Source organism: Sporofaciens sp. SGI.106 (assembly GCF_050314255.1).
In the GTDB taxonomy this organism is placed as follows: Bacteria; Bacillota; Clostridia; order Lachnospirales; family Lachnospiraceae; genus Claveliimonas.
The window spans coordinates 112060-128553 of sequence record NZ_JBNPMZ010000002.1 but is presented as its reverse complement, the minus strand read 5'-3'; the positions used below and the strand labels follow the sequence as shown (position 1 = coordinate 128553).

Genomic DNA, 16494 nt, shown 5'->3' with positions numbered 1-16494 from the left:
AGATAGTTTGAATGGAATTATTTAAGTTATTCGGTACAATAGCAATCCAAAACGCAGATGCTAATGATTCTATTGACGATACAACTGACAAGGCAAAAGATTCAGAAAATAAGATCAGCAGTGCCTTTAAGAAAATAGGTACTGCTGTGGCAACATATTTTGCAGTAGATAAACTGAAAGATTTTGGTCTGAACTGTATTAACGCAGCAGCCGATGCAGAAGCGGCATCTTCACAGTTTACGCAAGTTTTTGGTGATATGGAGAGTCAAGCCAGTAAATCACTAAAGGGTATTGCTGATAATACTGGTATTCAGGTTAACCGAATGAAAGGCAGTTATACACAGATAGCCGCCTTTGCAAAAACAACCGGAATGGATACAGAATCAGCCCTTAGTCTCGCTGATCGTGCCTTGGTTGCTGTTGCTGATAGTGCCGCATTCTATGACAGATCACTGGAAGAAACAACTGAATCTTTGCAGTCTTTCTTAAAAGGTAACTATGAAAATGATGCGGCACTTGGTTTATCGTGTACAGAAACAACCAGAAATGCTGCAGCCAATAAACTGTATGGAAAATCTTTCAACGATTTGTCAGAATCACAGAAACAGCTTACACTTCTTCAAATGGTTGAAGATGCAAATGCTGCATCTGGTGCTTTAGGACAAGCTGCAAGGGAATCTGATACATGGACTAACCAAACAGGGAATTTGAAACAGGCATGGACGGATTTTCAGGCGGTTCTTGGAAAAAATGTATTACCTACAGCAGTTGAAGTTGTTAAAAAGGCGGCAGAAGCGGTGCAAGGGTTATCTGCTAAGATGCCTGCCATTATACAAACGTTTGAAAAGTGGTCACCATTAATTGCAGGGGTGGTGACTGGGCTTGTAACACTAAAGGCTGCAATGGCTATATCTAACCTAATTGACGCAGCAACAAAAGCATGGAAAGCGTATAAAGCAGCAAATGAAGGTGCAACAATAGCCCAGTGGTTATTAACTGCAGCTATGAATGCAAATCCTATCATGTTGGTTGTAAGTCTGATAGCGGGTTTAGTTGCGGCAATCATTGTTTTGTGGAATACAAACGAAGATTTCAGAAATGCAGTAATAACCGCATGGGAAGCTATCAAGAATACATTCCTCACGGTGATTGAAGCAATTAAAGGGTTCTTCACTGAACTATGGAATAAAATTTCTACTGTTTGGGAAGCAATCAAAGAAACCATATCAACTACAGTAGAATCCATTAAGGAAATTATCACTGAAAAGTTCAATTTGGTGAAAGAAAAGGTAATCAGTATATTTACGGCGGTACATAATACTTTGTCAACGATATGGGAAACCATTAAAAATGTTGTACAAGTTGCAATCATGCTTATTGTGGAGATTATTACAGCAGCGTTTGAATTAATTACAGTACCGTGGCGGTTTGTATGGGAAAACTGCAAGGAATACATCGTTGCGGCGTGGGAAGCAATCAAGTCTGTGATTTCAACTACCTTAGATGTAATTAAGACCACAATTTCAAATGTATGGAATGCTATTGTTTCAGTTTTACGTCCAATATTGGAGAACATCAAAAATATGTTCTCTACCGTTTGGGAAGCTATCAAGAATACTGTGACAACGGTAGTCAATGCAGTCAAAACTGTGATTAACACTGTTTTCAATGCGATAAAATCAACGATTACAAATATACTGAACACTATAAAAAGCACAATCAGTAATGTATGGAATGCAATTAAGACTACCGTTTCAAATGTGATAAATGCAATCAAATCATTGATTAGCAGTGTGTTCAATGCAATTAGTTCAGTGATTTCAAGTATCCTGAACAGCATTAAAAGCACATTCAGCAGTGTTTGGAATGGAATAAAAAGCACTGTAAGCACTGTGATCAATGGGGTTAAGTCCACTATATCAAGTGGGCTAAATGGTGCATTATCGACCGTTGGGAATATCCTGAACAGCATTAAAAATAAGTTCAGCAGTATATGGGAAAGCTGCAAATCTGTTGTGTCGAATGCAATCAGTAAGATTAAGTCGGTCATGAATTTTTCATGGTCATTACCAAAGTTAAAACTTCCGCACATTAGTATATCTGGAAAGTTTTCCATTAACCCACCGTCAGTACCATCTTTTGGTATTTCTTGGTATAAAAAGGCTATGGAAGAACCGTATATGTTCACCAAACCTACAATCTTTGATGTAAACCCTGTAACGGGTCAGGCAAGGGGTGCAGGTGATGCAGGTGACGAAGTAATGATTGGTAAGGAAACCATGCTGAACATGATCAGACAGGCTGTGGCTGTTGAAAACAGGGAAATTGTCGAAAGACTGGAAATGCTGATTGATTTGCTTACCAGATTCTTCCCACAGATACTTGCAATGACGGACAGAAACATTGTTTTAGATGATGGCACACTGGTAGGAAAAATAGCACCGAAGATAGACGATGAACTTGGTAAAATTTTAAATCTTAAAGGAAGGGGGAACTGATAAGTGAATGGTGTTAGCTTTAATGAGAAGCATTCATATAATGACTGGGGGTTGATTCTAAAGTCAAGGCCTATAATCAGTCCTCCAACACCAAAAACAATTTATATTGATGTACCTGCATCTGATGGAGTCATTGATTTGACAGAATCCATGACTGGTGAAGTCAAATATGAAAACAGACAAATCACTTGTGAATTTAATGTGATTGATGCAAGGGAAAGATGGTCAAACATCTATTCGGAAATTCTTGACTTCTTACACGGAAGAGAAATGCACGTGATTTTAGATGAAGACCCTACTTATCAATATATTGGTAGATTTGCTGTAAATGAGTGGAAGTCAAATAAAGTGACTTCCACTATTACAATTGAGGGTAGCGTTGAACCGTATAAAATGGAATTGTTCGGTAGCTTGGAAGATTGGGAATGGGATTCTTTCAATTTTGAAACTGGAATTATACGTGATTACAAAGATATTAAAGTTGATGGTGAATTAACGTTCGAAATTGAGGGTAGACGAAAATCAGTTGTACCTGAGTTTATTGTAAAATCGGATGATGGCACTGGGCTGAAAGTAAAATTTGAGGATATGACATATGATCTTGCTGATGGAACAAACAGGGTACTAAACATCATCATTAAAGAAGGAATGAACACACTGAACTTTACAGGAAACGGTTATGTTTCAATTGACTATATGGGGGGAAGATTATAGTGTATACAGTTTATATTGATGATAAAGTGGTATATTCCCCACTGCTGTCGAATGAAGGATATTCAATGATATCCGGCAAGGTGGTATCTGAATTAAATAAGTCAGGGTCTTTTGAATTTACTCTTCCACCAAATAATGTAATGTATAACAGTATTAATAAATTGAAGTCCACATGTAAGGTGGTATCGAGTGAAAGTGCGTATGAATTGATAAACACTAAAAAAACTTACAAATCAACACAATCTTCTATACCAAAGACTGTGATATATAAAACCGCAGCAATTGATAAATATACAGGTAAAATTATTTTAAAACAGCCGTTAGATATAGAAGGTGCTGACTCATACAAAATATATAGTAACTATAAAACACATAGCTATTTTTATGGTGATCTTTCGGATGGTTCTAGTGATGATAAGGTATACAAGTTTACAAGCATAAATAGGAGAATTTCATCAGGTACCATTACAATTGCGTTTTATGACTATACATATTATTTACAAGAATTAAAAAAAGAAGTTAATGAAAAAGAAATCTTTTTTGGACGCGTCCTTTATAGTAAGAATGATTTTTATAAAAGAAAAGACATTTATTGTGAAGGGCAGCTTGCGTTTCTTCTCGATTCGATTCAAAGGCCGTATCAATTTCAAGGGGATATACCAGAATTGTTTTCACAGTTCATTAACAATCACAACAGTCAGGTGGACGATTGGAAACAGTTTCAGATTGGAAACGTTACAGTTACAGATCCAAACAATTATATTAACCGTGAATCCTCACAATACCCAAATACATTTGACGAGTTGAATGAGAAGTTTATAGATACTCACGGTGGATATCTAATTCCAAGATTACAGGAAGGTGTCAGATACCTGGATTATCTTAATGAATCTGGGAAAACTAATTCTCAGGTAATCGAATTTGGTAAAAATCTGTTAGACATTACAGAGTATATAACAGCAGAAGATGTATTTACCGTATTAATTCCGTTGGGTGTTGAACAGCAAGATGAAGATGGGAACAACATTGGAAGGTTAACAATTGAGTCTGTCAATGACGGTAAAGATTACATTGAAAGCGAACTTGGAATTTCATTATTTGGAAGAATTACAAAAATTCATGAGTGGGATGACGTAACAATTGCGGATAACCTTTTAAAAAAAGGAAAAACATTGTTGGAATCAGGTATAGAAATGTCTGTAAATCTTACATTAAAAGCGGTTGATTTGCATTTAACAGATATTAATACAGAGTCTATTTCTGTAGGTGATTATGTCAGGGTTATATCACCACCGCATGAAATTGATACGTTATTTCAATGTTTAAAGATTGAATTAAATATCATGGAACCAGATAAATCAGTTTATACGTTTGGAGTGCTGTTTACAACACTTACGGACAAGCTGCATAAAATGATTTAAGAAAGGATGATAGAAATGGCTGATATAAATGATTACTTAAAGAAAATTTTAAGTGCAGTATATGGTAAAGATGTTCGTCAGGCAATACGTGATGCAATTTATCAGTGTTATGAAGATGGAAAATCGGGAGCTATTGATCTTATTGCAAGAGAAAGAATTGATAATCTTGTATCACAAAGCGGGTCAACGGAAGGTAACAGCGAACTTACTGATATCCGTGTCGGTGCTGACGGTAAGACATATGCAACAGCAGGTACTGCAGTTCGTGAACAGATTGGGAAAATTACAGATGAACTTGCGTCCATGCCTGATGATATATTAAATGTACATGTGTGGGAAAAATTCAGTAGTTCAAAGACTACGTCGTATGAACAATCCTCAGAATTGATTGTTTTTAAAGTGATTTCTGTACAGGGTGCAGTTGCAGAAACTACGATTGACTACAGTGATTCTGTTGGTAATCTCAACGGAAGTGTAACAGTAGCAGAACCATTATCTACAATAAACTTTAACTCAAAAAATAATACACCATCAGACTTAAATATTATTTCCGGTAAGTTTGCTATGGTGGATGGTGTTTGTTACAAGATAAGAAATAACACAGAATTCACTTACACTACAATGAAAATAGATGGTCAGGATTATAATGTATTGAAGTGTAGTGCACAGAAAGTGAAATACGTGGAATACGATAAAAGTTATGGGTATATATCATCAAGTGAAAAAGACGCTTACCCAACTGTTGGTTATTCTAATGGGTATAACTATGAGTATAAAGGAACTTTAGGTCAAGCAATATCAAAAATTGAAGCAATGAAATAAGAAAGGAATGTTATATTATGAAGAAACTTTTATGTTTATTATGCACTTTAATATTAGCACTGTCATGTACAACAACAGCTTTTGCTTGTACACCAATTTATAAGGCACCAGATATTCCCAAGGTACCTGATATTGAAGTGGAACTTTCTGATGATATGAAAGATGCTGTAAACAAAGCAGTTCAGAAGCAGCTTGAAAAAATGATTCTTGATAGACCAGATGTTGCGGTTGCAAGTTATTGGCAGAAGGAAACAATTCGAGGTGCATATTCCGTGTTAACCGTTGGGTGGAATGAAATCGAAGGTGCCACGTCATATAAAGTCAGAGTCACAAAAGAAGATGGAACTTCAAAAACATATGAATCAAAGTATAATATACTGACAAAGTATGGAACAATTGATGAATTTATTGCAGAAGGTATGGACGGAGCTACAGTGGAAGTGAGAGCTTATGGGGAGAATGAAACATACAGTATGTGGTCAGAAAAGAAAACTGTCAGTAAGGGTAATGTTTATTAAGTGTGGTGAATAACAATGGCAGACATTAGTACATACATCCAGTGGATCCAAAACGCACAGTATGGGGAAGATGTCAGAGCGGCAATAATCAATGCTATCACAAAGATTAACGAAGATAATGAATCTTATGAAAATGTTAAAAAGAAAATCCTTGAAACAGAAGCTATTTATGATGAATATGCAAAGCTGTCAGAGCGTTATGCAGTAGGTAGAGATGAGGTACCAGAGTCATTAACAGATAATGCAAAATATTATGCAGGTAAATCGAAAGATTATGCGGAATCTGTGTTGGGTAAGGCAGTCATTGCAAAAAAAGAGATAGATCAATATGTAGAATCCAAAGAAAGTGAACTGAAAGGTGAGACTGGAAATGTATTTTTTGCGGCATTCAAGGTAATTAATGGGAGACTTATAATGTATAGTGACCCGGAAGTTGACAAAGTTCATTTTTTTAGATCAGGAAGCAGATTGAAATACAGAATAAATTTATAGGGGGTAAGTATGAGTACAACAAATAATTATTCTGAAACAGATTTAGGTAATGTTTCCCCAAATCCATGCGGGGAATATTCAGATGAGAAAGAATATGAATACTTGGATTTGATATCACTGAACGGTGGTTCATACTTATGTATCATTGAACTTGGAAAAACTGTTAGTAATGTACCACCGAATGAAGGTAAAAATTCAGATACATGGCAGTGTGTTGCACTTCCGGGTGATCTGACACCAGAATATGTTTCCATGCATGATCATGTTGTTAATTTAGCTGAACAAGTAGAAGCTGATGCTGAGGAAGTTCGCAAAGCAAATGTAAATGTATCAAATATAAAAATTAACGTTGAGCAGATGCAAGAACAGACAAGGCAGTCTGCTGAATCTGCTGAACAGAGTAAAGAAAATGCGGCAGGTTATGCAGAAAGTGCAGAATTATCAAGACAAGCTGCGAAAATAGCAGAACAGAATGTGAATGCGCAGGTATCTGGATTTGATAATCATGTCTTACAAAAAACTACAGAATCAGAGGAAGATATTGAAGCTGTACGCATTGCAGCGAATAAAGCAATATTGGCACAGCAGAAAGAATCTATACAACATGTAAAAGACCAGACAAGTCAATACATATCAGATCAGGAAGCACAGGCTAAAACCAATATCGAAAACTATACTGGTGAACAGATAAATAATGTTAATCAGGCAGTCAATGTTGTAAAAGGACAATTACAGGGAGTAATCAATGAAGCATTAACAGAAAAAAGTGATTTGTCTGTAGTTGTTAATGATGCAAATACTGCAAAAGAAAAGTTACAGGGTGTTGTTGACAATGCAGATAATTTAAAGAATGAATTAAACGATTCTATATCATCAGGTGTAACCACAAAACAAAATTTGGATGAATCTACAAATAAAGCGAATACTGCAAAACAATCCTTGAATGCAGAAAATGCATCAGCCACTTCTAATCTGGAAGAGTTAAGAAATGAGAACTTTAACAGTCAGGAAATTCTTGCAGGTGTTGCTGATTTAAGAGCTTACCTTGGTTTGTCTGATGAAGATATTCTTGGTGTGCAGGTGGACTATAAAAATAAAACATTTACAAGGCTTGCAGGTGCGGTCAATCTGACAAATGGTTCAGATTTTGACCGTTTTTCTATGTTTGGTGGACGTAGACGATGCAATGTTGCTGACGATGGAACTATTGTTGCATGGTATGGTGATGCTGATTATGCAGAAGATGGTTCTATGGGTCAGGTCATGGTATATCAGCCAAAGTTTTATTACTTGGTTTGTCCTGTTGTGTATGACCCTATTGATACGGGTGTTGGTTACCATTTGCGTAAGGCAAACTATTATGTTTCAGAAAAACCCCGTGCAGGTTTCCGGCTGCATCCGGCATTTTATGATGCAAATGGAAATGAAATTGATTACTTCCTGACTTCTGCATATGAAGGTAGTATTTTTGATGTTTCTGCTGATGCATTCTTGATGAATGATGAACAGGTCATGACCGTTTCAGAAGATAAGTTTTGCAGTATTGCAGGTGTAAAACCTGCATCCGGATTAACCCAAAATCTGACAAGACCAAATATTGAACAGATGGCAAAGAACAGGGGTGACGGTTGGCATGGTGATCTGATCAAACAGGTTTCTGCTGAACAGATGCTTATGATCATTGAAATGGGTATGATGAACTTGCAGACAGCTATTGCACAAGGTATTGTTTCCATTTCTGATAACAGTGCATACAACTGTTCTTCACTTACTGGAAGTACAGCAAGTATTGGAAACGGTACAGGCAGGGCAACGGAAACCATCAATGAAAAAGGCGGTGCAACCACTACTGAAACAGCAGATGGAAAAACAGCCGTTTGTTGGAGAGGAAAAGAAAATTTCTGGGGTAACATCTGGAAATTTGTCTATGGTATCAATATTTGGGGTAATGGTTCGATGGGTGGCGGTCAGCCATACATTTGCAATGATTTCAATTTTGCTGAATCAAGAAACAGTGAAAACTATGAAGCTGCCGGGTTTACCGTGACAAATGCAAATGGCTATGTTTCAGCAATGGGATATTCAACAACCTGTGACTGGTTATTCATTGCATCTGAATGTTTGGGGAACAGTTCACTTCCTGTTGGTGACTATACTTATATTACCGTAAACCTGAATGGTTACCGTATCACTCTATTGGGCGGTTGCTGGAATGATGGCGGTAATGCGGGTGCTTTCTATTGGGATCTTAGTAACGGTGTTGGTCTTCGTTATCGGTATTTCGGGGGTCGCTTGGTATATATCCCAACAAAAGACAGTGCTGTTTACAATGCTGCTATTGCTTCGTGGAAAGAACAGATGGCAGCATAATTAGTTTAATATTTAGGTTGAAAGGTTTTCTGATATTTGTTATAGCCTGTAACGAAAAACCATTAAAACAATCACTCAATTAGGCAGTAACTGGAATAATGGCAGTAATGCAGGTACTTTCTATTGGAATCTTAATAACAGTGTTGGTAATCGTAATCGGAATATCAGGGGTCACTTAGTAAATTGCAAGGTTCAGCCGGGGTTCAATTCCCCGGCTGATTCTATAAATTGTGGTAACCTTTCAACCGTGCCACTTGGCAAAAAAGAAAAATAGACGGTGCATGACAACCGAAAGGAATACCGTCTTACTCGAAGAAAAGAGGAAATGTCAACCGTATTTACCGGGTACATTGTACTGACTGAAATTCGGTTTTGCAAATACCAAAAATGGATGAAACGATATGATCACTTATTTGAAAAGATTTATGACATTGAAAATTTAAGAAAAGCACATCAACACGCAAAGAAGGGAAAGGGTTGGTATAAGGAAATCATTGAGATTGATAAAGACCCTGACAAGTACCTGAAACAGATTCAGGAAATGCTTATCAATCACACATACCATACTTCTGAATATGAAATCTTTTATAAGAAAGAAGGTAAGAAAAACAGGAAGATTTATAAACTTCCTTATTTTCCTGACCGTATATGTCAATGGGCTATTTTGCAGGTAATTGAACCGTGCATCATAAACAACCTGACGGCAGACACATATTCAGCTATTCCCGGCAGGGGAATCCATAAAGCACTGTTTAAATTACAAGATGCAATGTGGAACCACACAGAAGATTGCAGGTTCTGTTTGAAACTGGATGCAAGACACTATTATCAGTCAGTGAATCATGAATTGTTAAAACAGAAGTATGCAAGAATGTTCAATGACAATGATCTGCTTTGGTTGTTGAATGAAATCATAGACAGCACCACAACAGCGGATATTGAAGATTTAACAGCAATCTATTTGTTAGAAGAAGATATTGACCCTGAAACTGGTATTCCTATTGGAAATTATCTTTCACAGTATTCAGGCAATTATTACTTTTCCAGTTTTGACCACTGGATAAAAGAGGTAAAACACGTCAAGTATTACTTCCGTTATATGGATGATATTGTCATATTCGGAAAAACCAAAGAAGAACTTATTGAATTGAAGAAAGATATTGATGTTTATTTCAAGAATGAACTTAAATTGAACATCAAAGACAACTGGCAGGTATTCCCATCATATGTAAGGGGTGTTGACTTCTTAGGGTATAGAACTTTTCTCAATCATACCTTGTTGAGAAAATCAACCTGTTTGGATATGGAAAGAAAACTTACCGCAATCAGGAAGAAAGTGGAATCAGGGAACATGATGAACTATTCTGAATGGTGCTGCATTAACAGCTACAGAGGATGGTTAAAACATTGTGATTCTTTCAGATTACAACAAAAGTATGTTGTACCGCTGTTACCTTATGCGGATGAATACTATATATGCAACATAAAACCAGAAAAGAAGAAAGAAGGTAAAAAGGCAGCATGATTGATTATGGTAAACAGAGAAGTACAGTTGAACCGTTGGAACTGGAACTTACAGAAACAAGGGTTTTTGTTTCTTCCAACATCATCCCGGTAAATGAGCCGGGAACAGAAGAACAGCCGGGGTTCGTTGGTTGGGAATTTGATCTGATTGAATACACCAAGGACGAATACATCAAAATTCAGGCTGAAAAGAATGCAGCACTGGAACAGCAGGTCACTGACACACAGCTTGCATTGTGTGAAGTGTATGAATTGATGGGCTAATGAAGGGGGTGAACAGTCATGGCAAAAGTTTATGCTGATCTGATCAGAAAGGGTTTGAAAACTATTGATGATGTGCCGGATAAGTTAAAAGCGACAGTTCAGGCAATTTTGGACAAGACCGAAAACGGTGGTGATAACTGATGTTATGTCAGCTAATCATAAAAATATTATTCAGAAAGGATGTGGCAGAAATGGCAGTTGTTTATGCAACCCTGATCATCAAGGGAAAGAAAACCTTTGCTGATGTTCCTGACAGAATTAAGGACAAAGTGAAGGAAGTTCTGATTGACTTAGATTGTGGCGAATTAGCCGAGTAAGTCAACACATAAGGAAATTATCACAAGCACGATTATAACCGCTATATGACCATTATATGAGGTCACAGCGGTTATTTTTGTGCAATCAAACAGACAGAAAGGAACTAACAAAAATGAAAGAAGGACTTTGTACAGGTATCGGTGTGGTTGGTGGTTTTATTGCTTCTTTATTCGGTGGATGGGATGCAGCTTTGATCACCTTATTGATGTTTATGGCTATTGATTATATTTCAGGTCTGATTGTTGCAGGTGTTTTTCACAACAGCAACAAAACAGAAACTGGAACACTTGAAAGCAAGGCAGGTTGGAAAGGTCTTTGCAGGAAATGCATGACATTACTTTTTGTACTGATTGCATACCGTCTTGATTTGGCTTTGGGTGTGGCTTATATCCGGGATGCGGTAATTATTGGATTCATGGCAAATGAATTGATTTCTATTGTGGAAAATGCCGGGTTGATGGGTCTGCCACTTCCGGCAGTGATCACCAAGGCTATTGACGTGCTGACCAAAAAGGCAACGGAGAGTGAGGTAAAATAAATGTCAAAAAAGAAAGGTATTGACATTTCTTATTGGCAGGGTGATGTAAACTTTGCGAAAGTCAAAGCTGACGGTGTTCAGTTTGCTATCGTTCGTGAAGGTTACAGACAGACCGTTGATAAGAAATTTCATGAATATGTACAGGGGTGCAAAAACAACGGCATCCCTGTTGTTGGTGTTTATCATTTCAGCTATGCCCTGAACGTTGATCAGGCAAGAAATGAAGCAGCATTTTGTATTGAACAGGTAAAGAAAGCAGGTCTTGGTAAAGATACTGTTATTTTCTTTGATTTTGAGTATGACACAATCACAAAAGCGAAAAATCAGGGTGTGACGCTTGGTTCCAAGGAATGCAATGCACACACCAAAGCATTTTGTGAGTATGTCACAAGTCAGGGATATAAAGCAGGTATCTATGCAAACCTTGATTATTACAAAAATATGTATGACAAGGAACTGCTGAAAAAATATATTTTCTGGCTTGCTGATTATTCTGGTGAAGCTGACTTTGCTTGTGCTTTCCACCAGTACACAAACAAAGAAAAAGTAAACGGAATCAACGGAAACGTTGACATGAATTATTCTTATGAAACCACAGAGGAAGTGAAAAATATGAGTAAAGCAGAAAAAGCAATTCAACAGATGGAAGCATGGGCTGCTGATGATTCACACGGTTATGATCAGATTTACCGTTGGGGTGAAAAGGGTGACTATGATTGTTCTGCTGCCGTTATTCAGGCTTGGGAAAATGCAGGTGTTCCTGTAAAATCCAACGGGGCAACATATACTGGAAATATGCTGTCAGTGTTCAAAAAGTGCGGATTCAAAGACGTAACCGCTTCTGTAAACCGTACCACTGGTGCAGGTCTGATCAGGGGTGACGTGCTTCTGAATACTTCACATCATACAGCAATGTATTGTGGCAATGGTAAAGAGGTTGAAGCAAGCATAAATGAAAAAGGAACCGCAACGGGTGGCACACCGGGAGATCAGACCGGGAAAGAATTTCTTATCAGATCATACCGCAATTATCCGTGGACGAACGTTTTACGTTATGCTGAATCTGGTTCTAATGATCAGGGTGCAAAGAAATCTGTTGCAGAAGTTGCAAAAGAAGTGATCAACGGTGTTTGGGGTAACGGGGATGCAAGAAAGACAGCCTTGACCAATGCCGGGTACGATTATTCAGAAGTTCAGGCAGCAGTAAACAAGCTGCTGAAAGGTGAGACTGTAACACCTTCAAAATCTGTTGCTGAAATTGCACAGGAAGTCGTTGACGGTAAATGGGGAAACGGTGAAGATCGGAAAAAGAAACTGGAAGCAGTAGGTTACAATTATTCTGATGTTCAGGCAAAGGTGAATGCTTTGCTGAAAAAGTCCGTTGACCTGACAGCCATTGCAAAAGAGGTAATCAACGGTAAGTGGGGGAATGGTGAAGAACGTAAGAAAAAACTGACTGATGCCGGGTATGACTACGAAGCAGTACAGGCAAAAGTAAACGAATTGCTGTAATGTGGTGGCAATGCCACCCATTTGCCACCGAATGAAACATATCTTGAAAAGCCTTTAAAAGCGTTAAAATCTGAACCATTGAAAAAACCGCTATTTTACGGTATTATTAAGGCTGTAAAAAGCCGTACAATAATGAACTTTTTCGTGTTTAGATATACAGGGCATGTGGAAACGGTTTGCTGTCTGGTGAGGGAAACGGTCAACGACAATGAGATAGAATATATGCACGTAGATTATGAGCCGGAAGATGCTGAATATCTTAAAGGTATCAAGGGTTCTGCGACCTATGCAGAGATTAAAGCATGGATTAAGAAGCAGTACAATGTTTCTGTATCATCGTTATACATTGCTCAGTGTAAGAGTATGTGTGGTTTTGAGAAGCGTGATAATTATAATACAGGTGCCGAAGGTCATAAGGTGCCGAATTGTCCGGCTGAGAAGCGAGAGCTGATTATGAAGGCGTTTAAGCATTTCAAAATGATATAAGGTGAGATATGAAAAGACCGTCCGTGTGGCGGTCTTTTTTCTATGCTGTGAAAAAAAATTTTTGAGCTGGATACGTTGATAGATAACACGTTTAAAGAAAATAGTGAAAAGTTGGGTAGGAAAGTCTTGAAATTAAGATTGAGGGCTGTTAAAATAAGATAAAACAAGGTAAATACAGGTAAAAAATGGAGGTTATAGAGATGGCAGGTACAGCAGGAATTCCTTTTGGAGAACGTAAATATTTAACGATAAATGATACATCAGCATACATGGGACTAGGTGTCACAAAGCTGAAAAATATCATCAAGGGTGGGGAATTTAAGGAGTATATCACCGTTGGTAAATCAAACAAAGTTATGATTGACCGTGCAGCTTTTGAAAAATGGGTTGTTGAAAAAGGTCACATTTAAGAATACATAAAAAAATAGCAACTGTGATTGACGGTCACTGTTGCTATCAAGGAAGTCAGTGTCATTTGAAAGGACGTGCCAAGACTTCATACATTTCGTATTTATGCTCATATATTAGCATATTTTGGCACTGACTTCAATAGTAAAACGTAGATTTTATACAGAAAATTAAACTCATTGAAGAAAGGACGTGTTAATATATGGCACATACGCAGTTAGATACAATTAGACAAGCTACAAGAGATTATCTTGTATCAATTAAAGGCACTACACCGGCTCCGGCTGATGTTGAAGAAGGCATTTTGGCTCTTACAAAAAATTATTTTGATTTATATAATGCAGCCGCTGAAAAAGGCGCAAGATGGAGAATTCCAACGAAATTAATGCCTATTCAGGTTGCTGAAATCATTGAGAGTTTATATCAGGTCGCATTGATTGAACTGGTCGATAAAGGCGGTTCTGAGCTGAGAACACAGTCTGCTGTTCTTGGTATTTATCAGGAATCTGGAGAATATGAAGGCTTGTATGATTGTACAGAAGCAACATTTGAAAAGCTGGCTGGCAGATATTGCTATGGAATGTCTGCAAAAGACAGAACTGAGATGATTAAGCATCTCAGACTGATTGCACCGCATGTAAAACTTTGCAGAAAGCCGAATCTGATTGCAGTTAATAATGGCATTTTTGATTATAATACAAAGGTGTTGATGCCTTTTACGCCGGATTTTGTGTTTGTCACAAAGTCAAGAGTTGATTATAATCCGAATGCAAGGAATGTTGTGATTCACAATCCTGTAGATAATACAGACTGGGATGTTGAGAATTGGGTGTGTTCATTGTCGGATGACCCTGAGATTGTCAATACGCTTTGGGAAGTGATGGGTGCAATTATTAGACCAAATGTACGCTGGAATAAATCAGCATGGTTTTATGCTGAATCAGGTAACAATGGTAAGGGAACGCTTTGTGAGCTTATGAGAAATCTTTGTGGTGATGGTACGGCTGTGTCATTGCCATTGGCTGATATGAGCAAAGATTTCTTGCTTGAGCCGCTTGTAAATGCATCAGCTATCATCGTTGATGAGAATGATGTCGGTACATACATCGACAAGGCTGCGAATTTGAAAGCAATCATTACCAACGATGTGATTCAGATTAACCGTAAGTTCAAGACGCCGATTACATATCAGTTCCATGGATTCATGGTACAGTGTCTGAATGAGCTTCCAAGAGTGAAAGACAAGTCTGATTCGTTTTTCAGAAGACAGCTTTTCATTCCGTTTACAAAGTGTTTTACAGGAGCAGAACGACGTTATATCAAAGACGATTATTTGAGTAGAAAAGAAGTATTGGAATATGTATTGTATAAAGTTCTGAATATGAACTACTATGAACTGTCTGTACCGGAAGCATGTAAAGATGCATTGCAGGAATATAAAGAGTTCAATGACCCAGTACGTCAGTTCATGGCAGAAATCATGCCACAGTTACAGTGGGATTTTGTGCCATTCACATTCCTGAGGGATTTATACACAGCATGGTATAAGAAGAATGTGGGTGATAAGGATTGTTCAAAATCTATGAAGACACTGGTAAAAGATATTTTGAATATTCTGCCGGAATACCCTGATTGGAAATGTGATGACAAAGACAAAAGTATTAGACCTGGTAATAAGATGGACAAGCCGGAATGGATGATTGATGAGTACAAGTTGGAAGACTGGTACAGTCAGACATACAAAGGTAATGATAGGGATAAAAAATGCCGTCCGTCTTTGAAGGCATATTACAGAGGTATTCACAGAGTATGATATTGATTGAGATGATACAGAGAATGTATCATCTCTTTTTTTTTGTGGCACTAACTTTTGATATACAGAAAAAAATGTGGCACTTGTGGCACCAACTACGTGATACAGAAGTGAAATGTGGCAGTAAAATATGGATGTGGCACCTTTTGTGGCAGTTACTGCCACAAATGTGGCACCAACTGGTGCCACATCAAATCCGTTGACTGGTACTTGATTTAAGCGATTTGGCACTTTTTTTGTGGCAGTAAAAAAAAGTTACTGCAACATCAAATCCGTTGATACGTAAGGAAATTATCCATTTGTGGCAGTTGTGGCAGTAAAAATATAGGTTAATTTTAGAAAATATATATAAAATACAAATCTATTGTGTATCAACGTATTTGATTGTATCATTTTGATGTTAAGTAAAAACGGTATTTTACTTTGTATCACTATGATATTATGTGTATGATTGGATAAAGTGTAATACTATCAATGGATTTATCGAATTTGGGTGTAAAAATATGTGTTAAAAATTATTTATAAAAAAGCTACATGCGATTTGGTGCCACAAGTGCCACAAATCGACAAATCCGTTACTGGGTAAGGGATTTGATGTTGCAGTATCATTTTTCGTACTGCCACATATTTTTTCTAAATCGGCTGAATGTGTTGCTGGGTACTGGATTTAGCGTTGCAGTAGTTGGTGCCACAAATGTGGCAGTAACTGACACATGTATGATTTTTTTTATTTTTTTCTATTTTTCGAGTTTCGGTATAAAAAACGGTATAAAAACTTTTTATACTCTGAATCTAT

16 protein-coding genes are annotated in these 16494 nt (G+C 37.4%); all 16 read left to right on the top strand.

Features of this window, described 5'->3' with window-relative positions:
* The first annotated feature begins 11 nt into the window (after positions 1–11).
* Entirely contained in the window at positions 12–2498 is a 2487-nt protein-coding gene (locus ACQRCC_RS02315; RefSeq protein WP_427849202.1) for a phage tail protein, read from the top strand.
* 3 nt (positions 2499–2501) lie between these two features.
* Entirely contained in the window at positions 2502–3212 is a 711-nt protein-coding gene (locus ACQRCC_RS02310; protein ID WP_427849201.1) for a mtfA protein, read from the top strand.
* Positions 3212–4633 (top strand): phage tail spike protein, encoded by a 1422-nt coding sequence (locus tag ACQRCC_RS02305; protein ID WP_427849200.1) that lies wholly within the window; start codon positions 3212–3214, stop codon positions 4631–4633. Before ACQRCC_RS02310 ends, ACQRCC_RS02305 begins: the two co-directional genes overlap by 1 nt.
* 15 nt (positions 4634–4648) lie before the next feature.
* Positions 4649–5455, top strand: a complete 807-nt coding sequence (locus ACQRCC_RS02300; RefSeq protein WP_427849199.1) for a hypothetical protein — start codon at positions 4649–4651, stop codon at positions 5453–5455.
* A 17-nt stretch (positions 5456–5472) separates the two neighbouring features.
* Complete coding sequence (locus ACQRCC_RS02295) at positions 5473–5973, top strand: hypothetical protein (RefSeq protein ID WP_427849198.1); 501 nt, start codon at positions 5473–5475, stop codon at positions 5971–5973.
* A 15-nt stretch (positions 5974–5988) separates the two neighbouring features.
* A complete protein-coding gene (locus tag ACQRCC_RS02290; RefSeq protein ID WP_427849197.1) occupies positions 5989–6465 on the top strand; it encodes a hypothetical protein in 477 nt (158 codons plus the stop codon).
* A gap of 9 nt (positions 6466–6474) precedes the next feature.
* On the top strand, positions 6475–8835 hold the full coding sequence (locus ACQRCC_RS02285; protein ID WP_427849196.1) for a hypothetical protein: 2361 nt from the start codon (positions 6475–6477) through the stop codon (positions 8833–8835).
* 391 nt (positions 8836–9226) lie between these two features.
* A complete protein-coding gene (locus ACQRCC_RS02280) occupies positions 9227–10360 on the top strand; it encodes an RNA-directed DNA polymerase (protein WP_427849195.1) in 1134 nt (377 codons plus the stop codon).
* Complete coding sequence (locus ACQRCC_RS02275) at positions 10357–10623, top strand: hypothetical protein (RefSeq protein WP_427849194.1); 267 nt, start codon at positions 10357–10359, stop codon at positions 10621–10623. The genes ACQRCC_RS02280 and ACQRCC_RS02275 overlap by 4 nt, the downstream gene beginning before the upstream one ends.
* Before the next feature lie 18 nt (positions 10624–10641).
* On the top strand, positions 10642–10764 hold the full coding sequence (locus tag ACQRCC_RS02270; RefSeq protein WP_427849193.1) for a CD1375 family protein: 123 nt from the start codon (positions 10642–10644) through the stop codon (positions 10762–10764).
* Positions 10765–10814: 50 nt separating this feature from the next.
* Positions 10815–10940 (top strand): CD1375 family protein, encoded by a 126-nt coding sequence (locus tag ACQRCC_RS02265; RefSeq protein WP_330686357.1) that lies wholly within the window; start codon positions 10815–10817, stop codon positions 10938–10940.
* A 113-nt stretch (positions 10941–11053) separates the two neighbouring features.
* Complete coding sequence (locus ACQRCC_RS02260) at positions 11054–11479, top strand: phage holin family protein (protein ID WP_427849192.1); 426 nt, start codon at positions 11054–11056, stop codon at positions 11477–11479.
* Positions 11480–12991: a GH25 family lysozyme gene (locus ACQRCC_RS02255; protein ID WP_427849191.1), complete on the top strand. Its 1512-nt coding sequence runs from the start codon at positions 11480–11482 to the stop codon at positions 12989–12991. It abuts the gene before it with no gap.
* A gap of 144 nt (positions 12992–13135) precedes the next feature.
* The gene (locus ACQRCC_RS02250; protein ID WP_427849190.1) at positions 13136–13477 is read left to right on the top strand and encodes a hypothetical protein; all 342 of its coding nucleotides are present in this window, start codon (positions 13136–13138) and stop codon (positions 13475–13477) included.
* A 200-nt stretch (positions 13478–13677) separates the two neighbouring features.
* Positions 13678–13887 carry a helix-turn-helix domain-containing protein gene (locus ACQRCC_RS02245; protein WP_167513754.1) on the top strand — a complete coding sequence of 70 codons (210 nt, stop codon included), beginning with the start codon at positions 13678–13680 and terminating at the stop codon, positions 13885–13887.
* Between the two features lie 200 nt (positions 13888–14087).
* Positions 14088–15698 (top strand): DNA primase family protein, encoded by a 1611-nt coding sequence (locus tag ACQRCC_RS02240; protein WP_427849189.1) that lies wholly within the window; start codon positions 14088–14090, stop codon positions 15696–15698.
* Positions 15699–16494: the final 796 nt, after the last annotated feature.